19 protein-coding genes and 2 pseudogenes are annotated in these 23,707 nt (G+C 40.7%); 14 read left to right on the top strand and 7 right to left on the bottom strand.

Annotated features, from left to right (window positions below; translation table 11 throughout):
• Positions 1-6 precede the first annotated feature (6 nt).
• The 4 genes from F935_RS10735 (at position 7) to F935_RS10720 (ending at position 5,309) form a co-directional block, all read left to right on the top strand.
• Positions 7-798 (top strand): aspartate dehydrogenase, encoded by a 792-nt coding sequence (locus F935_RS10735; RefSeq protein ID WP_016138956.1) that lies wholly within the window; start codon positions 7-9, stop codon positions 796-798.
• 13 nt (positions 799-811) lie between these two features.
• Complete coding sequence (locus F935_RS10730; RefSeq protein ID WP_016138955.1) at positions 812-2,278, top strand: aldehyde dehydrogenase; 1,467 nt, start codon at positions 812-814, stop codon at positions 2,276-2,278.
• A gap of 38 nt (positions 2,279-2,316) precedes the next feature.
• Positions 2,317-3,957: a thiamine pyrophosphate-binding protein gene (locus F935_RS10725; protein ID WP_016138954.1), complete on the top strand. Its 1,641-nt coding sequence runs from the start codon at positions 2,317-2,319 to the stop codon at positions 3,955-3,957.
• A gap of 155 nt (positions 3,958-4,112) precedes the next feature.
• Positions 4,113-5,309 carry a hypothetical protein gene (locus F935_RS10720; protein WP_016138953.1) on the top strand — a complete coding sequence of 399 codons (1,197 nt, stop codon included), beginning with the start codon at positions 4,113-4,115 and terminating at the stop codon, positions 5,307-5,309.
• Between the two features lie 60 nt (positions 5,310-5,369).
• Here F935_RS10720 and F935_RS10715 read toward each other — a convergent pair whose 3' ends face one another.
• Positions 5,370-6,668: an MFS transporter gene (locus F935_RS10715; RefSeq protein ID WP_016138952.1), complete on the bottom strand. Its 1,299-nt coding sequence runs from the start codon at positions 6,666-6,668 to the stop codon at positions 5,370-5,372.
• Positions 6,669-6,905: 237 nt separating this feature from the next.
• Here F935_RS10715 and def point away from each other — a divergent pair, with 237 nt between their 5' ends.
• Together def and F935_RS10705 are read left to right on the top strand one after the other, a co-directional pair.
• A complete protein-coding gene (gene def, locus F935_RS10710) occupies positions 6,906-7,388 on the top strand; it encodes a peptide deformylase (RefSeq protein ID WP_016138951.1) in 483 nt (160 codons plus the stop codon).
• Positions 7,389-7,565: 177 nt separating this feature from the next.
• A complete protein-coding gene (locus tag F935_RS10705; RefSeq protein WP_016138950.1) occupies positions 7,566-8,888 on the top strand; it encodes a glutaminase in 1,323 nt (440 codons plus the stop codon).
• On the opposite strand, the gene F935_RS10700 is transcribed toward F935_RS10705, so the two are convergent.
• Positions 8,855-9,643, bottom strand: coding sequence for an AraC family transcriptional regulator (locus tag F935_RS10700; protein WP_016138949.1), 789 nt, complete (start codon positions 9,641-9,643; stop codon positions 8,855-8,857). The two genes, F935_RS10705 and F935_RS10700, sit on opposite strands and share 34 nt — an antisense overlap.
• Before the next feature lie 105 nt (positions 9,644-9,748).
• On the opposite strand from F935_RS10700, the gene F935_RS10695 reads away from it, so the two are divergent.
• Positions 9,749-10,969 carry an MFS transporter gene (locus tag F935_RS10695; RefSeq protein ID WP_016138948.1) on the top strand — a complete coding sequence of 407 codons (1,221 nt, stop codon included), beginning with the start codon at positions 9,749-9,751 and terminating at the stop codon, positions 10,967-10,969.
• A 68-nt stretch (positions 10,970-11,037) separates the two neighbouring features.
• Here the strand turns inward: F935_RS10695 and F935_RS10690 are convergent, their stop codons facing one another.
• Positions 11,038-12,183, bottom strand: coding sequence for an aldose epimerase family protein (locus F935_RS10690; RefSeq protein ID WP_016138947.1), 1,146 nt, complete (start codon positions 12,181-12,183; stop codon positions 11,038-11,040).
• 171 nt (positions 12,184-12,354) lie between these two features.
• Between F935_RS10690 and F935_RS10685 the strand changes: the two genes are divergently transcribed.
• Positions 12,355-12,801, top strand: a complete 447-nt coding sequence (locus F935_RS10685) for a hypothetical protein (protein WP_016138946.1) — start codon at positions 12,355-12,357, stop codon at positions 12,799-12,801.
• Between the two features lie 12 nt (positions 12,802-12,813).
• Here F935_RS10685 and F935_RS10680 read toward each other — a convergent pair whose 3' ends face one another.
• A complete protein-coding gene (locus tag F935_RS10680) occupies positions 12,814-13,689 on the bottom strand; it encodes a LysR substrate-binding domain-containing protein (RefSeq protein ID WP_080645744.1) in 876 nt (291 codons plus the stop codon).
• 184 nt (positions 13,690-13,873) lie between these two features.
• On the opposite strand from F935_RS10680, the gene F935_RS10675 reads away from it, so the two are divergent.
• From F935_RS10675 to F935_RS19075, 5 genes and pseudogenes are all read left to right on the top strand, one after another.
• Positions 13,874-14,623 (top strand): SDR family NAD(P)-dependent oxidoreductase, encoded by a 750-nt coding sequence (locus F935_RS10675; RefSeq protein WP_016138944.1) that lies wholly within the window; start codon positions 13,874-13,876, stop codon positions 14,621-14,623.
• A 78-nt stretch (positions 14,624-14,701) separates the two neighbouring features.
• The gene (locus F935_RS10670; RefSeq protein WP_035366221.1) at positions 14,702-16,003 is read left to right on the top strand and encodes an MFS transporter; all 1,302 of its coding nucleotides are present in this window, start codon (positions 14,702-14,704) and stop codon (positions 16,001-16,003) included.
• 19 nt (positions 16,004-16,022) lie between these two features.
• A complete protein-coding gene (locus F935_RS10665) occupies positions 16,023-16,868 on the top strand; it encodes a transketolase (RefSeq protein WP_080645743.1) in 846 nt (281 codons plus the stop codon).
• 10 nt (positions 16,869-16,878) lie between these two features.
• Positions 16,879-17,883 carry a transketolase family protein gene (locus F935_RS10660; protein ID WP_000080243.1) on the top strand — a complete coding sequence of 335 codons (1,005 nt, stop codon included), beginning with the start codon at positions 16,879-16,881 and terminating at the stop codon, positions 17,881-17,883.
• A 110-nt stretch (positions 17,884-17,993) separates the two neighbouring features.
• Positions 17,994-18,119: pseudogene (locus tag F935_RS19075) on the top strand (hypothetical protein); the annotation flags it as partial.
• A 9-nt stretch (positions 18,120-18,128) separates the two neighbouring features.
• Here the strand turns inward: F935_RS19075 and F935_RS10655 are convergent.
• Complete coding sequence (locus F935_RS10655; protein ID WP_016138941.1) at positions 18,129-18,332, bottom strand: hypothetical protein; 204 nt, start codon at positions 18,330-18,332, stop codon at positions 18,129-18,131.
• An 83-nt stretch (positions 18,333-18,415) separates the two neighbouring features.
• On the opposite strand from F935_RS10655, the pseudogene F935_RS18470 reads away from it, so the two are divergent.
• Positions 18,416-18,624: pseudogene (locus tag F935_RS18470) on the top strand (DUF559 domain-containing protein); the annotation flags it as partial.
• On the opposite strand, the gene F935_RS10650 reads toward F935_RS18470, so the two are convergent.
• Positions 18,624-19,451 carry a TIGR02391 family protein gene (locus F935_RS10650; protein WP_016138940.1) on the bottom strand — a complete coding sequence of 276 codons (828 nt, stop codon included), beginning with the start codon at positions 19,449-19,451 and terminating at the stop codon, positions 18,624-18,626. The pseudogene F935_RS18470 and the gene F935_RS10650 overlap by 1 nt on opposite strands.
• 182 nt (positions 19,452-19,633) lie before the next feature.
• Positions 19,634-23,320, bottom strand: a complete 3,687-nt coding sequence (gene metH, locus F935_RS10645) for a methionine synthase (protein WP_016138938.1) — start codon at positions 23,318-23,320, stop codon at positions 19,634-19,636.
• Positions 23,321-23,707 lie beyond the last annotated feature (387 nt).

Below are 23,707 nucleotides of genomic sequence, written 5' to 3'. Positions count from 1 at the left end.
GCTGTCATGAAAAAGTTGATGATGATTGGTTTTGGCGCAATGGCAGCAGAAGTGTATGCCCATTTGCCTCAAGATCTGCAACTCAAATGGATTGTCGTGCCATCTCGCAGTATTGAAAAAGTGCAGTCACAAGTGTCTTCAGAGATTCAGGTGATTTCAGATATTGAGCAATGTGATGGTGCGCCAGACTATGTCATTGAGGTGGCAGGTCAAGCAGCAGTGAAAGAGCATGCTCAAAAAGTTTTAGCAAAAGGTTGGACCATTGGTCTGATCTCGGTTGGAACTTTGGCTGATAACGAGTTTTTAATTCAGCTTAAGCAAACTGCCGAAAAAAATGATGCACATCTGCATTTACTTGCAGGGGCTATCGCAGGCATTGACGGTATTTCCGCGGCTAAAGAAGGTGGTTTGCAAAAAGTCACTTACAAGGGCTGTAAAAGTCCAAAAAGCTGGAAGGGCAGTTATGCAGAGCAATTGGTCGATCTAGACCATGTTGCTGAGGCTACAGTTTTTTTCACAGGAACTGCCCGCGAAGCTGCGACCAAATTTCCAGCCAATGCCAATGTTGCAGCAACGATTGCACTTGCAGGGCTTGGAATGGATGAAACCATGGTTGAGTTAACTGTTGATCCAACCATCAACAAAAATAAACACACCATTGTGGCAGAAGGTGGCTTTGGGCAAATGACCATTGAACTAGTGGGCGTGCCGTTGCCAAGTAACCCGAAAACATCAACTTTGGCTGCGCTTAGCGTGATTCGTGCTTGTCGCAACAGTGTAGAAGCAATACAGATTTAAGAAGGATTTGATCATGGCAAAGGAAATTTATATTGCAGGTGAATGGCGATTAGGCCGAGGTGCAGTCATTCAAAGCTTGTTTCCGGCAGATCAGTCGGTAAACGCTGAGCTTTCAACAGCAACGCTTGAAGATGTGAATGAAGCAATTGAAAAAGCAGATCAGGCTTGGCGTCAACCGAGCTGGAGAAACAGCTTGCCACATGAGCGCGCACGTATTCTCTATAAAGTTGCAGACATTATTGAAGCACGTGTAGATGAGTTAGCGAGATTACAAACCCGCGATAATGGTAAGCCTTTAACCGAAACTCGTGGTTTGGTGATGAGCGCTGCGGCGACTGCACGTTATGTTGCAGCAGCATGTGAAACGATGAACGATGAGCTCACCACTCAACGTGCTCCAGACTTTATGACCATGAGTGTGCATGAACCTGTAGGTGTTGTGGCAGCTATTACCCCGTGGAACTCTCCAATTGCGAGTGAAGTTCAAAAGCTTGCTCCAGCTTTGGCAGCAGGAAATGCAGTTGTATTAAAACCAGCAGAAGCGACTTCCCTCATTGCTTTAGAGCTTGCCAAAATTTTTGAAGAAGCAGGCTTACCCAAGGGTTTACTCAGTGTGTTAGTTGGTCGTGGTTCTGTGATTGGCGATGCCATTGCTCAGCACCCATTGGTTCGTAAAATTTCTTTTACAGGTGGAACAACCACGGGTCGTCATTTGGCACATATTGCCGCTGAAAAACTTATTACCACTTCGCTTGAGTTAGGTGGTAAGTCACCAACAATCGTTTTGCCAGATGCAGATGTCGAACTGGCTGCTAAAGGTGTCGCGTACGGAATTTTTAGCTCGGCAGGCCAAGCGTGTATTGCAGGTTCTCGCTTGTTTATTCATAGCAGCCTTTACGATCAGTTTTTAACGCGTTTGGTTGAAATTACCAAAGGCTTACGTGTCGGCCATCCGGAACAGGCTGGTGTGCATTTAGGGCCACTAGTCAATGACAAACATTTGCAGTCAGTTGACCACTATGTGCAGCTTGCCAAAAGCGAAGGTGGTCAGGTTCTGATTGGTGGTGAAGCACTTACGACTGGTGACTATGCCAAAGGAAGCTATTACTTACCCACCATTATCACGGGTTTAAATAACAATGCTCAAACCTGTCAGGAAGAAATTTTTGGCCCTGTTTTAGTCGTTATGAAATATGACAACGAGCAAGATTTAATTGCCCAAGCCAATGACAGCTGTTTTGGCCTTGCCGCAGGCATCTGGACTGAAAGCTATCGCAAAGCTTGGCGCATTGCACGTGCCTTGGAAGTGGGAACAGTGTGGATTAATACCTACAAAAAGTTCTCGATTAGTGCGCCGTTTGGTGGCTTTAAAGACAGTGGGATTGGGCGCGAAAAAGGCCGTTTGGGCATTTTATCGTACATGCAACAAAAGAGTATTTATATGGGGCTGAATGAACAGCCTAACCCTTGGTGCGATTAATAAATTCAAGGACTGAAAACAAATTTTGAGGAACAGACATGACTGAACGTGTAAATGTAGGCGAAGCAATCGCAAGAGTTTTAGAAGCGCACCAAGTTGATAGTATTTATGGTGTTATTTCCATCCACAATTTACCTATTGCCGATGCAGTAGGACGCCGTGAAAAAATGCGCTTTGTTGCAGCTCGAGGTGAAGCTGGTGCGGTCACCATGGCAGATGCACACTCACGCTTTAAAGGCCTAGGTGTAGCGTTAACCAGTACGGGTGCTGGAGCAGGAAATGCCGTAGGTTCATTAATAGAAGCAATGAATGCGGGTAGTCCTGTATTGCATTTAACGGGTCAAGTTGAGCGTGAATATCTCGACCGTGATGCAAGTTTTATTCATGAAACTAAAGACCAACTTACATTCTTACGTGCATCAAGCAAAGCGGCATTTCGCATTACCAGTCCAGACAATGCAGTTGGTGTGATTCGTGAAGCAATCCGTGTAGCAACTACAGTTCCAATGGGACCGGTAAGTGTTGAACTACCAATTGATGTGCAAGCCGCAGAAATTGATTTGCCACTTAACCTTGGACCGGTGAAAGCACTTGAGTTGCCACAGGCAGAGCAAGCTGAAATTGATTTTCTTGTCAGTGAAATCAAAAAAGCAAAACGTCCGATTTTCTGGATTGGCGGTGGAACTTTAAATAGCGTTGCCGAAGTCAAAGCGATTGCAGATTTAGGTATTCCAGTTGTGTCGTCTACACATGCTCGGGGAGTGTTGGCAGATGATCATCCGCGTAGCTTAGGTGCATTCCATAACTCGGCGGCGGTTGAGCAGTTATTAAAAGATGCTGACTTAATGGTTGTGATGGGTTCACGTTTACGTAGTAATGAAACTAAAACCTATTCGGTTGAGTTCCCTGAAAATATTATTCAGGTAGATGCAAACCCAATGGCTCAGCAACGTAATTACAAAATCCGTAACTTCATTTGTGGCGATGCCAAAGATGTCTTAACACGTGTGTTAGAACAGCTTCAAGGAACCTCAAAAGTTAATGCCGATTACGATGCCGCTGTAGTTGCTGCTAAACAAGCTGCAATTGATGCACTGCGTAAGCAAATCGACCAATACGCTTTAATTTGTGATCACTTACGTGCAGCCTTACCGCAAGATGGCATTTTTGTACGTGACATCACGATGTCGGGTAGTACATGGGGTAGCCGTTTATTCCCTGTACAAGCACCAAATCAAAACATCCACTCACTTGCGGGTGCAATTGGTTTAGGTCTTGCAACAGCAATTGGTGCTTCGGTCGCTAACCCTGACAAAAAAGTGATTGGTTTAGTCGGCGATGGCGGTTTAATGCTGGGTATTGGTGAGATTGCAACTATGGTGCAAGAAAACACCAACATGGTCTTAATGATTATGAATGACGGTGGTTATGGCGTAATGCGTGGCATTCAAAATAACTACTTTGGTGGTCGTCAGTATTTCAATGAATTGCATACACCGGACTATAAACTTCTTGGCGAATCAATGGGTGTGAAGAGCTGGAAAGTTGGTAGTGCTGATGAGTTTAAAACGGTTATTCAAGAGGCTGTTGCTTTTGAAGGACCCACCGTGATTGAGCTCGATATGAACTCGATTGGACCATTAAACTTTGCGGGTCCACCGCAAAAGAAACTGTATTAACCAGTTTGGATGGTTTAGTACATATGCGATGGGAGCTGCTAAGCCATCCTTTTTTTAGATAAAATTTTTTGTCTAAAAAACAATAAAAACTAAGTTTTACAGGTAAAACAAATAAAGTTCCAGCAGGACGCTGGAACTCAATCAAGGATGTAGAGATGAAAAAGACTTCATTGATCATGGCATTCATTGCACCGCTTACGCTGGGGGTAAGCGTCAATGCATTTGCAAAAGATTCATTACTTGAATGGAAAAGTGATGATGGCACCGACTCGTTAAAGTTAGGTGGGGTAGTTCGGTTAAATCAGCGCTATGAAGATTGGGAAGGACCGAATAGTGGTTTTGGTAAGCTCCATTTTGATATTTTCAGGGTAGACCTAAAAGGCAAATTTGATGATGCCTACATCAATGCCAGTTATATGTTTCAAGACCAACAGAAAACGTCCATTGAAAAAGCATATGTTGGCTATAACTTAGATGCCAATAACAGTATTGAAGCGGGTCTGGTTTATAAGCCTTTCACGATTTATCCTTATCCACAAAATGGCTGGACCTATCACATTCCATTCTTTTTAGGTTATGGCAACAATATTGCACCAGGGATTAACTGGAATTATCACGACAAAGATTGGGATTTAAAACTCGGTTATTACCCGCAAATGTTAGAGACGAACTTGCGTTATTCACCTGAAAGTGCAACTTATGATGATTTGGCAGGAAACGCGTTTCCATCTCAAAAAGTCTATCAAAATGAAAAGCGCAATCAGGTGAATACCCGCATTGTTCGCAAGTTAGAAACTGATTTCGGTAAGCAAGAGTTCGGTGTATCGGGTGCAATTGCCCAGCTACATAATGATATTACCGATAAAGACGGCAAATATTATGCAGTCGGTTTGCATACCGAAAACAACTACAAACGCTTTAATTTACAAAGCTCGGTCATTCATTACCAATACGATGCTAAAAACCCAGATGGTGTAAATAGTGATATGACTTTGATGGGTGCAAATGGCCTTACACCTGCCTATTTCATTGCTTCGGAAGGAACGATTGCCAGTTTAAACCTTGCCTATACTTTGCCTGTGACCAATATGGGCAAGCTAAAAGCCATTAAGTTTTATAATGACTATAGTTACCTTGATAAAAAACGTGATGATTGGTCCGACTCGCAAATGAACACCACAGGTATGATGTTTATTGCTTCACCCTTTATGGTTTGGGCAGATTATACGTGGGGTAAAAACTCCAATATCATTGGTGGCTCGACCAACTCAACAGGTTATACCTCTGCAACCTCGCCAAACAGTGATAAATGGCTATACCGCATTAACTTTAATATCGGGTTTACTTTCTAAAGTGAACAGCAATAAAAAACCACGCGATCGGCGTGGTTTTTTATTTAATAATTTAAAGTTTTAATATCTGTTTTTTTCAAACTTATTCCAAAATACAAAAGCAGTCACAAAGGCCAAAATAGTCAGCGCGAAAATATAATACATCGCACCAATATCACTATATTGACTAAGCCAATGCACTAAAGGCAATGTCAAACCACCCACAATTGCATAAGATAAATTATAAGAAAATGAAATGCCTGAGAAGCGAACAGGTGCGGGGAACATTTTGACCATACTGCTCGACACCATGCCGACAGTACCAGAGCATAGACCCAACAACATATATAAACCAAAAATAGTTGAATGTGCCGCGTGACCTAAACTGTTATAGAAAACTGCTGCTGTGAGTGCAACGGCAAGCGCACCGACCATCATCACTCTGCCACAACCAAAACGGTCAGCAAAATAGCCTGCCAAAATACAACCGACCATTTGCATAATAATGGCTGCGCTTTGCATTTCAAAAGTCTGTGCACGCTCAAAACCAAATGAACCAATCAATAGATTTGGCATGGCTAAAATCACCACTACCACACAGCCTGTTAAAAACCATGTAAATAACATGCCAATCGCTACGGCTGTTTTATGCGTTTTTAACACTTGCTTCACTGGCATTTCTTTTGAAATTTCTTTACGTGCCTGCATGGCTTTAAACACAGGGGTTTCTTTTAAATAGGTCCGTAAATAAAGTGCGACCAGACCAAAAATACCACCTGCAATGAAAGGAATACGCCATGCCCAGTCGTGAATCTGCCCTTCACTAAAATTCAGTGAAATCCATAAAGACATCAGTGCGCCTAGTAAAATTCCTAAAGATAGTCCGGCAGTGAGTAAACCATTTGCCAGTCCAATTTTTCTTTCAGGTACATGTTCAGACACAAAGGTCCACGCGGCTGGAATTTCACCTCCAATCGCAATACCTTGCACCACACGCATGAGCAATAAAAGTAGCGGTGCCAAATACCCAATATTTTCGAAGGTGGGCAAAATCCCGATAAACAGGGTAGGCAGCGCCATCAGCAAAATAGAAAGTGAGAATAATTTTTTTCGCCCGACCAGATCACCAAAATGGGCCATTACAACTCCGCCTAAAGGACGAAAAAAGTAACCTGCTGCGAAAATACCGTAAGTGTTCAGCATGGCCCAAAAAGGGCTAAGCGTGCTGGGGAAAAAAAGATCGGAAATGATTTTGGCGTAAAACACATAAATCACGAAATCGTAAAATTCTAAAGCGCCGCCTAGTGAAGAAAGGGCAATGGTTCGTTTATCTTCTTTATTAAGATAGTTCGCATCCTGCAAAGTTAAGTCCTGATCCATTTTTTTACTTAGTTGTTGTAATTGAAGTTTGGATATTAATGGAAAAGTGAAGTAAAAGTAAATGGATGAAATTTGTTCTATGGGGACCTGATTAAGCCTAACGAATAAAAGACAAAATGCTTTAAAACAAAAAACGCATTAGATGAAACAAAAACAGATGTAGGAATGACTTTTCTTTTGAGCCGTTCAGCGACACAATAAAACTTGTCATAGCCAGTTAAATGAGAGATTCAAAGGATGAGTGTAGTTTTACCTGTGGCTAAGCGTGGTGAAGATATTTTGACGTTAATTGCTGCTCCTGTCTCGGCAGATGAGCTAAACAGTAATTGGCTTTATCAGCTTGCTGATGCTATGCATGCGACAATGCTTGAGCGTAATGGAGTAGGGATTGCCGCACCACAAGTTTATATCTCTAAACGCGTCATTATTGTGGCATCTCGACCGAACCCACGCTATCCGGATGCTCCTGAAATGGATGCTGTGGTGATGGTGAATCCTGAAATTTTAGAGTTTTCGAGTGAAACGCTCTTAGGCGAAGAAGGCTGCTTAAGCGTGCCAGATGAACGCGGACAAGTTGAACGTGCAGAAATGGTAAAGGTTAAATATTCAACACTTCAGGGTGAAGTCGTTGAAACGATTTTTCACGGTTTTCCTGCCCGTATTGTTCAACATGAAGTCGATCATTTAAATGGAGTTCTATTTGTAGAAAGAATAATCTAATCTTCTATTTAAAGTTTTGAAAAACGTATAATGAGGTTGAAATAAATAAGCCATCGGAATTACAATACTTATATCGTGATTTTTATTTCACTCAAAAATTATAATTTTAATATTATCAGCGGATTGTGCTGAAAAATTGCTCGAAAGTGTAAATCTCCTCATTTAAGGTTACTCACCATGAAAACCCCTCTCCCAGATTATTTGGCAAATGTGATAGAAGCCTGTGAGGTAGATAATAGCGGGCATCTAGCTGACTATATTCCAGAGTTAGCAAATGCAAATCCAGATCGATTAGCTTTGGCCATGTCTACGGTAGATGGCGAAATTTATTCGATTGGAGATGATGATACTGAATTCACCATCCAGTCGATTTCTAAACCGTTTGTATATGCCTATGTTTTACAACAGCTTGGCATTGATGCGGTACTCAATAAGGTAGGAGTGGAACCTTCAGGGGAAGCTTTTAATGAAATTTCATTGGGGAAAGATGGTCGTCCTAAAAACCCGATGATCAACTCTGGCGCAATTACTGTACATTCCTTGATTCAGGTCAAACATGGTTTACATAGTGCAGAAATTTTACGCCGTTTTATGAGCGAACTTGCAGGACGTGAATTAAGTTTTGATGAGTCTGTTTATGATTCGGAAGTGAAAACAGCCTATCGTAATCTTTCGATTGGCTATATGTTGCGAACAGTAGGAATTTTAGAAACCGATCCAGTCGATATTGTGAATGGTTACATTCGCCAATGTGCGATCATGGTTACGGTTAAAGATCTGGTACGCATGGGTAGTGTGCTTGCCAACGGTGGGGTCGACCCTAAAACCGGAAAACGCCTATTGAACCGTTCTGTGGTTAGGCAAGTGCTCAGTGTCATGATGAGCTGTGGTATGTATGATGCCGCGGGTGACTGGTTGTCCACTGTAGGTATTCCTGCTAAAAGTGGTGTAGCAGGGGGTATTTTAGGTGTGCTGCCAGGTCAGGTCAGTATTGCTGCTTTCTCTCCTCGACTAGATGAGCATGGTCATAGTATTCGAGGCATCGATATTTTAGAGCGTTTATCTCGTGACATGGGATTACATCTCATGGAAGGTACACCTTCTGCACAAACCATTGTGCAAAGCCATTACCGTACAGGAAAAGATGCATCATTAAGCGTATATGTGCTTCGCGGCGTATTGAAATTTACCGAAGCTGAAATGTTATTGCGTATTTTACAAGACGAGACAACTGATCAAAGTACAATCGTAATCGATTTAACCCAGATTTCACTTATCCATGAGGTGGGTAAGCGCATGTTCTTAGAAGGGGTAGATCGCTTGATTGATGATGGTCATACCCTTGTTTTGGTCGATCCTGAACAGCGATTAGATCATGCGAGAACAGGTAAAGATCGTGAGCTTCATGTTTACCATGATTTTGATGATTTGCTCGAAAAGCATGACCTACCTGCAAAAAAAAAGACTTATAACGACATCGCAACACTTCTAAACTGCTGAGGTGTTTTTCCTAGGTGTCGTTTAAACATTGCACTGAACGCGCTGGGGTTGTTATACCCCAGTGACTCGGAAATTTGGGCAATAGATTCACCATTCGCGATTTTACTCAAGGCAAGTGCAATATGCATTTGCTGGACCCATGCCCGATAAGACAGCCCAGTTTCTTTTTGGAACATGCGCATTAAAGTTCTCGAACTCGCACCAATATCATCTGCCCAATCTGTTAAATCTTTTGATTGATTTGGAGCGTGTAATAACGCTTGGCAAATTTTTAATAGTCGTTTGTCTTTTGGCCATGGAATCTGGATAGGCAGCAAATTGGCTCGATGAATTTCTTCAAAAATCAGAATTTGCAAAGAACGCGAAAGCTCTTGAGAGGTCGTAATATTGGGTGATTCCTCTCGTTCAATTTCGTTTAAACGAATCAAAAGCTCATGCAAAAGATTGCTCACTCGAATAATAAAGCAATGTTGCCCCATTAAAGCGGCTGCATTTATTTCAACCAAAGCGGTATTCAATTTAACGTGACTGAGTGAAATCACACTATGCTCGACATGCGCAGGAATCCATAACGCACACATGGGTGGCACAATCCAGACATTATTCGGTGTAAATACCTGAATGTTTCCTGTGGATGCATACAAAAACTGAGCGCGTGTATGCGTATGAGTCGGCGTGATTTCTCGGTAAGCATGCTCAGAAGATAGCCCAATCACAAGTTCAGACAAATCAGACTGAATAAGAGAATCGGACATAATCCATCCTAAAAAATGTCACTTATACAATGATTATTGGAAGATAACTTTATAAGCGACAATTTACAATAAGCACCTTACTTAGAATATTGGAGTTTTTCAGGTATGACGTCTTCAATACAATTGAAAGATGGTATTGCCAATACCGTTGCAAATGATCAGCCTCAAGGAATGATTATTAAAATTGTAGGCGCCGTGGCGGTTGCACACTTACTGAATGATTTGATTCAAGCCGTGCTACCCGCTATTTATCCAATGCTAAAAGCAAACTTTTCGCTGAGTTTTGCTCAAGTTGGCCTGATTTCGTTTGTATATCAAATTACAGGTTCGCTGCTTCAGCCTTGGATTGGACTTTATACCGATAAACATCCAAAACCGTATCTTCTGCCACTTGGAATGATGGTCACTTTTTGCGGCATCATCTTGTTAGCATTTTCACCAAGCTTTACAGTGTTGTTATGTGCATCTGCACTTATTGGGGTAGGTTCAGCAACTTTTCACCCTGAAGCTTCGCGGGTGGCGCGAATGGCATCGGGTGGGCGCTTTGGTACTGCTCAGTCAACTTTTCAGGTGGGTGGAAACACAGGTACTGCCATTGGCCCATTATTAGCAGCGTTGTTGATTGTTCCATTTGGGCAGCATGCAGTTGCAGGCTTAGTCATATTTGCACTTTTAGCCATTTGGGTTTTATTTGGCGTAAGCCGCTGGACGGTGAGTCATGCTAAAAATCAGGTAGCTACACGTGCAAACCAAGCACAGAGTAAATTACATGGCCGTAAGCTCATTATTGCTTTGAGCACGATTAGTGTGTTGATGTTCGCTAAATTTACCTACATTGCCAGCATTAGTAACTACTTTACTTTTTACCTAATTCAAAAGTTCCATATCAGTATCCAGACTGCTCAATTGCATTTGTTTGCTTTCTTGGCTGCTGTGGCTTTAGGAACATTTGCGGGTGGCCCAATTGGTGACAAAATTGGTCGTAAAGCTGTTATTTGGGTTTCATTTGTAGGCATGGCGCCGTTTGCATTAATGATGCCGTATGCAAACTTATTTTGGACAACGGTCTTGTCAATTATCACGGGTTTAGTACTGTCATCTGCTTTTGCTGCCATGGTGGTTTACGCACAAGAAGCTGTTCCGGGCCGTGTCGGCATGATTGCAGGTTTAATGTTTGGCCTTATGTTCGGGGTAAGTGGTATTGCCGCAGCAGGGTTAGGGCATTTAGCTGATGTTAACGGCATTGAATGGGTATTTGGATTATGTTCACTTTTACCATTGCTTGGTTTCGCAACTGCATTTTTACCAAACACAAAAGTTAAATAAATGAAAAGACTCTCAGTCATATTCAGCTGAGAGTTTTTTTTAGATAAATATAGTGTTAATTCACAATACTATTTTTGAATACCAAACTTAAATACGGTAACACTGTTATAAGTTTGATTTGGGTTTAAACGTGTAGTAAGGAAAGATGGTTGATTCGGGCTGTCTGGAAAATGCTGTGTTTCTAGTGCTAGCGCATCTGCTTGTCGATAGAGTACGCCATTTGCCCCAGCAACATTTCCTAATAAATGATTGGCTGTATACATTTGAACGCTTGGTTCAGTGGTTAAAACCTGCATGGTTCGTTTAGACTTTGGATCAAAAACATGAGCAGCAAGATTTAACTTTCCTTGAGACTTTTGATTAATTACCCAAGTTTGGTCATAGCCATATCCATAGGCCAATTGCTGATCATTCGCTCGAATATCTTTCACAATTGCTTTAGGCATTCGAAAATCAAAAGGTGTACCTGCAACCGAAGCTATTTCACCTGTGGGTAAAGAGTTTTGATCGGTTACCAATACACGGTCTGCATTAAGTTGTACAACATGATCCAGTACGCCATAAGGATTATTGCCAGCTCCTGATAAGTTGAAATAACTATGGTTGGTGAGATTAACGACTGTAGGTTGATCAGTTTTGGCTTTATATTCAATCTTGAATTCATTTTGATCTGAAAGACTGTAGATTACTTCCACATCTAACTTTCCGGGAAAACCTTGATCACCATTTGGACTGGTTAACTTAAGAGAAGCTTTAACGGTTTCACCTTTAGAAATGAGGGGCTTAACTTGCCAAACACGTTTATCAAAACCGGGATTACCGCTATGTAATGAATTCGGTCCATTATTTTTTTCAAGATTATATGTTTTTCCATCTAAGCTAAATTTAGCATTGCCAATACGGTTCGCATAACGACCAATCAATCCACCAAAATGAATGCCTTCTTTGGTATCAGTGACTTCATAGCCCTTTAGATCATCGAAGCCTAAAACAATATTATTTTGTTTACCTTGTGCATCGGGAGTCAAAATCTGTGTAATTACCCCACCAAAGCTAATAAAAGAAACTGAGACTCCTTTGTTATTACTCATGGTGTATAGATCAACTTTTTGACCATCTTGAGTTGTGCCATATGGCTTTACATTTAATGTTGCTGCATTTGCAAGTTGTGCAAAGCTATAAATCGCAACACCTAAAATTACTAATTTTTTCATGTTTATACTCTATTTTTTAATCTTAGGATTAGATGTATATAAGATTGATTTTTCGTCTTTTTAAAGAGTTTTTTATTATATATAGTGTTAATGATGATTAGCTCTGTTAACTCTAAGTATTGAACAAACTGGCACTAATCCTATTAATAAAGCTCAACGGTAAGCTATTTTATGAATCATCCCGACTCGGTTTTAAAGTTTTCGCTTGGTCTTAATGGCTTGTCATTTGAAATAGGCAACCAACACATTCAAATTGAGCAGGGCTTGAGTTTTGTTGAGTCGAACAGTATTCGTCATGGCGTTATTGATGAGCTGGCTATCGAAAAGATGATTTATTTTATTGAAGAAATCATCGAGTCTCAGCCACTCAGAAATTTAAATATAAGTGGTGTAGCTGTTACGTCTGATGCAGCCATGACACAACTCAGTGAATTATTTTTTAGTGCTAAAAAACAAATCAGCCGTATTGAGCTTGAGCATGGGTTTAATGATTTTATTGAGCGTTTGAGCTACTACACAAGCCAAGTAGTTCCAGATCAGCTTTATGTTTTTACCTACTTTGTATTTGTTCGAGAGATGATGCATCACTTAAGAGTTGAGCAAATACAAATCATTTAAGAAATCACTTTCTCAATCTGCTAACTCATCATAAATCCAGTTTAAAAATAGCTCAATTTTAGGAATAAATTGATGCGTTCTTGGATACACCAAATGATGAGCAGAGATAGGAATCGATAGCTCATCTGCAAAAACTCTTACTAACTTTCCAGATTCTAAATAATTTTGAGTAAGTAAATTACTTTCCAAAACAAATCCCAGTCCGTGTGTGGCTGCCTCAAGTGACATATAAGAGCGGTCAAAACTTAAAGTGTAGGGAAACTCTGGAATGCTTAAACCCTGATGGGCAAACCATTGTGGCCAAGTAACTAAGGTCGAGCGCGATAAAATCAGTTCTTTTTTTAATAAATCTTGAGGTTTATTTACCGGACTGCGTTCAAGTAGTTTAGGGGACGCGAGTACTTCTAGCTTTTCATTACGAATGGTTCTGATTTCTACCCCTGTCCAGTTGGGCAAACCATGTCGGATATCAATGTCGATTTTGTCGCGGGTAAAGTGCAAATTTTCATACGAACAGGACAAATTGACCTGAATCATTGGGAACTTTTCTTTAAATGACTCGAGGCGAGGGAGCAACCAAAGCAAACCAAAACTTGGGGATGAATGAATATATAGACTGTCTTTAGGACTTTTATCGGCAGCTTTTTCAGTCGCTAACATTAGGTTATGCAAAATGGTCGTAACGTCTTGAAAATAGCGTTCGCCAGAAGGGGTAAGTGTCACACCACGGGCACCACGAATAAATAAACTCTGCCCAATCATTTCTTCAAGCTTGGCAATTTGATGACTCACTGCCGAAGGCGTGAGATTCAAATGCTCTGCTGCCTTGGCAACATTGCCAAAACGAGCAGTTTGTTCAAAAGCCTGTAATGTTTTAATTGAGGGCATCTGGTTGAAATTGTTTTCACTACTATCCATGAAATGATCCGTTTTTATCCCTAAAACTTATTTAAAAATAGCATAGGCATGAATTTTTTTCATGTCTTGTTGAATTCGAGCTGATTGCTGGGCTTTGTGAAAAAAGAGATTCTAAGTCAGAACTCAGGAAATAAAGCGTAAAAGAGGATTGAACATGTTACTACAAGGAAAAGTGGCATTAATTACTGGTGCAGCATCAGAACGTGGAATTGGGCGAGCAACCGCAGAAATCTTTGCACAACAAGGTGCTAAGGTCATTATTGTTGATTTAGATCTTGCTCAAAGCCAAAACGCTGCGAAGGCACTTGGTGAAGGACATTTAGGTCTTGCTGCAAATGTTGCAAATGAAGAACAGGTCAAAGCAGCTGTTGAACAAGCATTACAGCACTACGGCAAGATTGATATTTTAATTAACAATGCAGGCATTACTCAGCCAGTTAAAACCCTCGATATTCAGCGCAATGACTATGACCGTATTTTAGATGTCAGCCTTCGCGGAACACTCATTATGTCGCAAGCTGTTATTCCATCCATGAAAGCAAACGGTGGTGGAAGCATTGTGTGCTTATCTTCAGTTTCAGCACAACGGGGTGGCGGTATCTTTGGCGGGCCACACTATAGCGCTGCCAAAGCAGGAGTATTAGGTTTGGCAAAAGCGATGGCTCGTGAGTTTGGTCCTGACCAAATTCGTGTAAATTCTCTTACTCCGGGTCTAATCCATACTGATATTACTGGCGGTTTAATGAATGATGACCGTCGCCATGACATTCTTGCTGGTATTCCACTCGGACGTTTAGGCAAAGCACAAGACGTTGCAAATGCAGCATTATTTTTGGCAAGTGATCTGTCAGCATATTTAACTGGCGTAACACTCGATGTAAATGGTGGCATGCTGATTCATTAATCGCTCGCTATTTAAAAACTAAAAATAGAATGATGGTCACAAGAGGATACTGTGGCCAAATGTAAAGGGATTCGCATGATGGATACAGTATTTTCATCTGAAGTAGATACGGCGCTTCGTAAGTCAGCCTATCGAAAAATTGCATTTCGGCTCATGCCATTTTTAATGCTTTGTTATTTTTGTGCCTATTTAGATCGAGTGAATGTTGGTTTTGCCAAACTCCAGATGATGAACGATTTACAGTTTAGTGAGGCTGTATATGGATTAGGCGCAGGGATTTTCTTTATTGGTTATTTTCTTTGTGAAGTGCCAAGTAACATCGTACTTCACAAGGTAGGTGCAAGACGTTGGATTGCCCGTATCATGATTACTTGGGGCATTTTGTCAGGTTGTTTTGCCTTTGTTCAAACCGAATGGCAATTTTATGCTTTACGTTTTTTACTTGGTGTTGCTGAAGCTGGTTTGGCTCCGGGATTGTTACTTTATCTCACTTACTGGTTTCCGTCTTACCGCCGTGCACGCATGACTGTACTTTGGTTTATCGCTATTCCAATTTCGGGAATGATTGGTGGACCACTTTCAGGCTTAATCATGGACCGAATGAGCGGTGTACATGGTTGGTTTGGCTGGCAATGGATGTTCCTTATTGAAGCCATTCCTACTGTGTTTGTTGGCCTATTGGTACTTGCTGTTTTAAAAGATTCAGTTCAAGACGCCAACTGGTTAACTCAAGACGAAAAAAACTTGGTGAAGCAAGAGCTTGCTCAAGATAACCAGCACAAAGAAGGTCATGCTAGCGTTAAAGAGTTCATCGCAGATAAACGCTTATGGTTACTTGCAGGCATCTATTTTTGTGTAGTGATGGGCCAATATGCCATAACCTTTTGGTTGCCAACTCTCATTCGTAACTCAGGCATTAGTGATAACTGGCATATTGGGCTACTTACGAGTCTTCCTTATATGTGCGCCATTGTGGTTATGCTTTTGGCAGGGCGTAGTGGTGACCATTTCCAAGAACGTCGCTGGCACTTAATTATCCCGATGTGTGCAGGCGCTATTGCACTCACACTTGCGACCTTATTCGCTTCAAATCTAACGCTCTCTTTAATTTGCCTTTGCATCGCAGCCTCAGGTGTGCTGACTGCATCCTCTTTATTTTGGATGTTACCGACCAACTTCTTGGGTGGTGTTTCTGCAGCGGCAGGTATTGCAGCCGTCAATAGCTTCGCCAATCTCGCAGGCTTCTGCTCACCTTATTTAATTGGTTGGGTCACCACCAACACAGGTTCAAATGCAATCGGCATGTTCTTAATCACAGCAGTATTAATTTTCGGTGCCAGTCTGGTTCTGCGTGTTCCGGCGAAACTGGTCAATCGTTGATAAGGAATAGTAAATGACAATGTTAAATATTGATAAATCAGGCCAAATTGCCGAGTTGCAACAACGTGCCTACCACATTCGCCAACATGCTTTACGTATGGGACAAGTACAAGGTCAAGGCTATGTCGGACAAGCTTTGGGTGCAGCAGATCTACTGGCAGTATCTTATTTTCATGCCATGAAATATCAGCCAGAAAACCCTGAATGGGAAGGCCGTGACCGTTTTTATCTCTCTATTGGGCACTATGCAATTGCACTTTATGCGGCCTTAATTGAAGCGAAAATTATCCCGCTTGAAGAACTTGAAACCTATGGAGCAGATGACAGTCGTCTACCAATGTCGGGTATGGCTTCATATACACCGGGCATGGAAATTACAGGTGGTTCATTGGGGCACGGTCTTGGAATTGCAGTCGGTGCATGTCTAGGGTTGAAACAGAAAAAGTCGGATGCTTTTGTCTATAACTTACTGTCCGATGGTGAGTTAAATGAAGGCTCAACATGGGAAGCCGTGATGTCTGCGTCTCATTGGAAACTAGATAACCTAATTGCCATTATTGATGTGAATAATCAGCAGGCAGATGGACACTCAAGCGAAATTTTAGCGTTTGAACCGATTGTAGACCGTTGGCAGTCATTCGGTTGGTACACCCAACGCGTAGATGGCAATGACATGGAAGCTTTACTTAAGGCATTCAATCAAGCACGAAACCATGAGGGGGCATGCCCACGCGTCATTATTTGTGACACCAAAATGGGTAAGGGTGTGTCGTTCTTGGAAAGCCGCGAAAAAACACACTTCATTCGTGTTGATGAACATGAATGGGATGACGCTTTAAATATTTTGACCCACTACGGACAGTAAGGAATACACCATGAGCCAGTTAGCCAATCCTCCTAAGAAAAAACTAACCACTTCGGCAATGATTGCTTCTATTGCTGCCGAGGGCCAACCGACCAAACCAGCTCCATTTGGACATGCACTGAATGCTTTGGCAAAAGAGCGTGACGATATCGTAGGTTTGTCAGCAGATTTATCAAAATATACTGACCTGCATATTTTTGCTAAAGAAAACCCAGACAAGTTTTTCCAAATGGGCATGGCAGAACAACTTTTAATGAGCGCAGCAGCGGGGCTTGCCCGTGAAGGGTTTGTTCCCTTTGCGACTACCTATGCAGTGTTTGCATCACGCCGTGCCTATGACTTTATTTGTATGGCGATTGCTGAAGATAATCTGAATGTCAAAATTGTGGCTGCACTTCCAGGGTTAACCACGGGCTATGGCCCCAGCCATCAGGCAACCGATGATATTGCGATTTTCCGTGCAATGCCGAACTTGATGGTCATTGACCCATGTGATGCCTTGGAAATCGAACAAGCGATTCCTCAAATTGCCGCTCATAATGGCCCTGTATATATGCGTCTATTGCGTGGGCAGGTTCCATTAGTGCTCGATAAATACAATTACCAGTTTAAATTGGGTAAAGCACAGGTGATTAAACCGGGTAAAGACTTACTCATTATTTCGACTGGCTTATTGACCATGCGTGCGCTTGAGGCAGCCGAAGAGCTTGAAAAAGAGGGCATTGAGGTTTCAGTGTTGCATGTGCCTACAATTAAACCTTTAGATGAACAAACTATTTTGGATGAAGTCGCAAAAGGTGGTCGACCTGTTTTAACAGCCGAAAATCATTCAGTCATTGGTGGGTTAGGGGAAGCTGTCGGCTCACTACTTCTAAGAAATGGACAACATCCTCGTTTTGACATGATTGGTTTGCCAGATGCATTTTTAGATGCAGGGGCATTACCCACTTTGCATGATCGCTATGGTATTTCAACTGAAGCAGTTAAAGAGAAGATTAAGTCACATTTGAAGTAAAGTTCATGTGTGTTTGATATAAATAGTATCGAAAGGAAATCTCTTAATCTTAAAGATTGGGGGATTTTTATTCACTGATTGTTTAATCTAAAAGTGCTAGGTAAATGGATTTTATTGAGCATTTGAGCTACTACACAAGCCAAGTGTCCCCAAATCAGCTTTATGTTTTTACCTACTTTGTATTTGTTCGAGAGATGATGCATCACTTAAGAGTTGAGGAAATTCAAACCATTTAAGAAATGACTCTAAAAACGTAAAAAATAGGGAATAACGGATAGTAGAGTACCAATGCCACTAAGCAAGACATTACTTTCAATAAAATAAGGAAAAATCATTAAAACTAAACCCACAGAAAAAGGCACAGTCATTTTTTGCTTTTTTCCATAGAGAAAATAGCCGAGTCCAATTGAGCTAAAGATTACGCCGAGAAAAAGTTGAGTTGTGTTCATAATGATGTTTCGTGCATTGTTATTCTCTGGCAGATATTATGCCAAGACTCTTAAAAGAATATTTAAAAAATAAGAGAGTTGTGATGCAGTCTTATAACAATAGCTTAAAACTTCCATCGCGTGATTTACGTAACAATATGGCCGATACAGAACAGTAGCTATGGCAAACATTATGCCTTAAGCAAATTTTAGGATTACAGTTTTGTCGACAAAGGCTAACTCCTAACTTTATTATAATTTCTATTGTTCAGTAATAAGCTTAGTTATTGAGTGTGAGATTGGGCAGCATTATCATTTTCCTTCGTACATTTTTTTAGGCTCCAGTGCTTTATCTAGTTTTCTATGAATTAATGAAATAGTTGATAAAATGTCCAAAGCATCTTGTTCATTAATATTCCATGTAATCTTAGGAGCATGGGCAGTAGTATTCCTAAAAGTACCAAAAACTCCTTTTAGTAGATTCATAAAACCTTTTTGCTCACTTTCATCATTTTCAGTTTTTAAATAACTTAACGCTAAATGAGGAATTTTACCTTTGAAGGAAAATGCTTGATCTATTAACTCGGCTCCATCAGATGTCAAATTTGTTTTCATTCTAATTTTCTCTGCAATACTTTTTGTAGCTTCAAAAACGGCATGGAAATAATTATCAACTAATAATTCAGCCTTACAAAAATGAAGAACATCATTATGAATTTTTCTATCCATAAGAGCTTTTCTTAATTGCTGTGCTCGCGCTTCTGCTTCAGATAGGGTGGTTGTAGCTTTTATTTGTCTTATTAATCCTGTTTCTTCTAATTCTAAACCTTCAAATGAAAGTACAAAATTTAACTTTTTACGCATATCTAGAAACCATTCTTGGTTATCAAAGTGTCTTGATGGTTTCATTACATGTTGAATAAAGCTGATTATATTATTTGAACATCTATCATTATTTTGTTTCTGTTCTAGAGCATCATACAATTTTTTCCGTTTGGTGGAATTAAGTTGGGGGTCAGAGATATCGCATTCGGATAAATATTTAGATATCTGACTACCTGTTAATCCATTTTCTGTATTACCTAAAATATTACAAATAGATTCTAAGCTTGCTAACTCAAATTTTTTAATTATTGCCATTTGAAAGTTTTCTAAAAATATTTAATAGATAAATTATATATTTTTTATTTGAATATCAATTTAATCCTTCTCAACCTCCCTTTTTCAAAGAGAGGAGATGTCATGTATTTCATTTACTCACATGACATCTCTCTATTTTCTATTTTTAAAGAGGGGGTAGAGAAGATTAAAAGGACTCTAAATCAGACAATCGAATCATCTAAATTCGGCCCTAACCAGCGTTTTGCCTCATCAAGTGTCCAACCTTTACGTTTTGCATAATCTTCAAGTTGGTCTTGAGAGATTTTACCCACGTTAAAGTATTCACTTTGTGGATGAGAGTAATAGAAACCACTTACCGAAGATGGCGGCATCATTGCAAAGTGTTCAGTGAGTTTGGTGCCGATTTTATCTGTAGAACCTAACCAGTCAAACAACACAGCTTTTTCAGAGTGTTCTGGGCAAGCAGGGTAGCCTGGTGCAGGGCGAATACCGACATATTTCTCTTTAATTAGTTCTTCATTGCTGAGCTGTTCATCAGCTTTATAACCCCAGAACTCTTTACGAATGCGTTCATGCAAATGTTCTGCAAAGGCTTCAGCAAAACGGTCGGCTAGTGACTGAACTAAAATTGCAGAGTAGTCATCACCTTTGGCTTTGTATTCATTTGCCAATTCTTCTGCACCAAAAATCGATACAGTGAATCCGCCTAAGTAGTCCTGTTGCTCACGATCAGTACGAATGTAATCTGCTAAAGACAAGTTTGGTTTACCTGTTACTTTGTCAGATTGTTGACGCAAATGTTCAAAAGTATGCGTAACATTTTGACCCGCTTCATCAAATACGCTGACCGTGTCAGCATCAGTGCGCTGAGCAGGGAACATACCAAATACAGCACGTGCATCAAAAAGGTTGTTGTCGATAATATCTTTCAACATTGCTTGAGCTTGGTTGTACAAATCTGTTGCAGCCTCACCAACCACTTCATCTTCTAAAATTTTCGGGAACTTACCTGCCAAACTCCAAGAAATGAAGAATGGTGTCCAGTCAAAATATTCTACAAGTGTTGCAAGTGGGTAATTGGTTAAGACCTGTGTTCCCAAAAGATTTGGTTTTGCAGGAACATAACTCTCATCAATTTTAAAGCCGTTTTTAACAGACTCTGCATAAGTCAGCTTGGCAGCTTTAGGCTGTTTATTGGCTAAACGCTCACGAATTTTGACATATTCAGCACGGTGCTCTTCAATGAATTTTCCACGCATTTCTTTTGAAAGCAGGGTAGTTGCAACACCTACAGCACGTGAAGCATCGGCAACATAAATCACAGCATCGTTTTGGTACTGAGGGTCAATTTTTACTGCTGTATGTGCTTTTGAAGTTGTTGCACCACCAATCAACAAAGGAATGTTAAAACCTTTACGCTGCATTTCTTTCGCAACAAATACCATTTCATCTAAAGATGGGGTAATCAGACCTGATAACCCGATAATGTCACATTTTTCATCAATCGCAGTTTGTAAGATCTTTTCACAAGGAACCATCACGCCAAGGTCAACAATGTCGTAACCATTACAGCCGAGCACAACACCTACAATATTTTTACCAATATCGTGCACGTCACCCTTAACAGTTGCCATTAGGACTTTACCTTTAGATTGGCTACCATTTTTTTCAGCTTCAATGTACGGGTTGAGCCAAGCTACAGCTTGCTTCATGACACGTGCAGATTTCACAACCTGTGGTAAGAACATTTTGCCTGAACCGAACAAGTCACCAACAACGTTCATGCCATCCATCAAAGCGCCTTCAATTACATCTAAAGGACGTTTAGCTTTTAGGCGAGCTTCTTCTGTATCTTCGTCAATGTAGGTGGTAATACCTTTAACCAAAGCATATTCAAGACGCTTTTCTACAGGTTCGTTACGCCATTCAAGGTTTTCTGCTTCGCGTTGAGCACCACTGTGGCCACGGAATTTTTCAGCTACTTCAAGTAGTTTTTCGGTCGCAAGCTGACCAGATTCACCTTGGTTCTGGTTTAAAACAACATCTTCAACCGCATCTTTGAGTTCTTTAGGAATATCGTCATAAATGGCCATTTGACCAGCATTTACAATCCCCATGGTCATGCCTTGTTTAATGGCATGGTACAAGAACACAGAGTGAATCGCTTCACGAACAGGCTCATTTCCACGGAATGAGAACGAAACGTTCGATACACCGCCAGAAATCATGGCGTGAGGTAAGTTCTGTTTAATCCAACCTGTGGCTTCAATAAAATCGACGCCATAGTTATTGTGTTCTTCAATACCTGTTGCTACTGCGAACACGTTCGGGTCAAAAATAATATCTTCAGCAGGGAAGCCAACATCGTTAACCAAAACGTCATAAGAACGTTTACAGATTTCACGCTTACGTTTAGCAGTGTCAGCCTGACCTGTTTCATCAAAGGCCATCACAATAATCGCAGCACCATATTGACGGCACAGGCGAGCTTTTTCGACAAACTCGTCATAACCTTCTTTTAAGGAAATCGAGTTAACAACGGGTTTACCTTGTACGCATTTTAAGCCTGCTTCAATGATTTCCCATTTCGATGAGTCAATCATGATTGGCACACGTGAAATATCTGGCTCAGAGGCCACAAGGTTTAGGAAATGTACCATCGCATTTTGCGAATCGAGCATCCCTTCATCCATGTTAATGTCAATAATCTGTGCACCAGCTTCCACTTGTTGCTGTGCAACTTCTAAAGCTTCGGAAAATTTTTCTTCACGAATAAGACGCAAGAATTTTTTTGAACCAGTAACGTTGGTACGTTCACCCACGTTAACGAACAATGAGTCATCATAAATATTAAATGGTTCTAAACCACTTAAGCGACAAGCTGGCTTAGTTTCAGGAATTTGACGTGGTGCAATGTCTTTTACAGCATTGGCAATCGCACGAATATGGTCTGGTGTCGTACCACAGCAACCACCGGTAATATTGATCAAACCACTTTCTGCAAATTCTTTTAAGAAGGCAGCAGTTTGTTCTGGTGTTTCATCATATTCACCAAAAGCATTTGGTAAGCCAGCATTTGGATGAGCAGAAATGAACGTATCAGCCACATCAGACACGGTTTTAACGTGAGGACGCATGGCATCTGCACCAAGGGCACAGTTGAAACCAATTGAAAGTAAGTCACCATGACGTACGGAGTTCCAGAACGCTTCAGCAGTTTGACCTGTTAAAGTACGGCCTGAGGCATCGGTAATGGTCCCCGAAATCATGAGTGGTAATTCATAACCAAGTTGCTTAAAGACTTCTTTCACCGCAAAAATTGCAGCTTTACAGTTTAATGTATCAAAAACGGTTTCAATCAGAAGGATATCTGCACCGCCTTCAATGAGCGCATGAGTTGCCTCAATATAGTTTTCTTTTAGCTCATCAAAGGTAATGTTACGAAATGCGGGATCATTTACATTAGGTGAAATTGAACAAGTACGCGATGTTGGACCGAGTACACCCGCTACAAAACGTGGTTTATCTGGAGTCGAATACTTTTCACAAGCTGCTTTGGCTAAACGTGCTGCTTCACGGTTAATCTCTGGAACAAGATCTTCCATATGGTAGTCAGACATTGAAACACGCGTGCCGTTAAAGCTGTTGGTTTCAATAATGTCTGCGCCCGCATCAAGATAAGCTTCATGAATACTTTGGATGATTTCGGGTTGAGTCAGCACAAGAAGGTCATTATTACCTTTTAGGTCATGTGCCCAATCAGCAAAACGCTCACCACGGTAGTCGGCTTCTTCTAGTTTATGGCGTTGAATCATGGTACCCATCGCACCATCAATAATCAGAATGCGTTTGGCAAGAAGCGCTTTTAGGGTGGCAAGCGTAGACATAGAAAACCCCGATATTGTACAAATTTAAAAATGCGGCGCTATTGTAACAGAATAGTTGCACAATTGATGAGCTATAACGACCCGCCATTCACTTGTAATAGATTCATTAAAAAACGGCTTTTATGACAAAGAGAGACTGTTTTTTCATCAAATATTCATGAAATGATCATGATATTGAAATATTTCATCTGCAATATTCCGTTTTATGACAATTAAGCTGTTTAAAAAATAACCATACAGCTAATTTTTTATATATTTTTGCTTTAAAAATAGTCACAAATAAGGAAGACATAAATTGATTTAAGTTGCTGTATTTTAATAAAAAAATAAATTGGATAGAGGAAAGGTGCATCAAATGAGGTCAAAATATGAAAAATTGACTTCATC

The organism is Acinetobacter calcoaceticus ANC 3811 (genome assembly GCF_000399665.1).
In the GTDB taxonomy this organism is placed as follows: domain Bacteria; phylum Pseudomonadota; class Gammaproteobacteria; order Pseudomonadales; family Moraxellaceae; genus Acinetobacter; species Acinetobacter calcoaceticus_B.
Note: the sequence above shows the minus strand (reverse complement) of the source record. Positions and strands in the feature narration are given on the sequence as shown.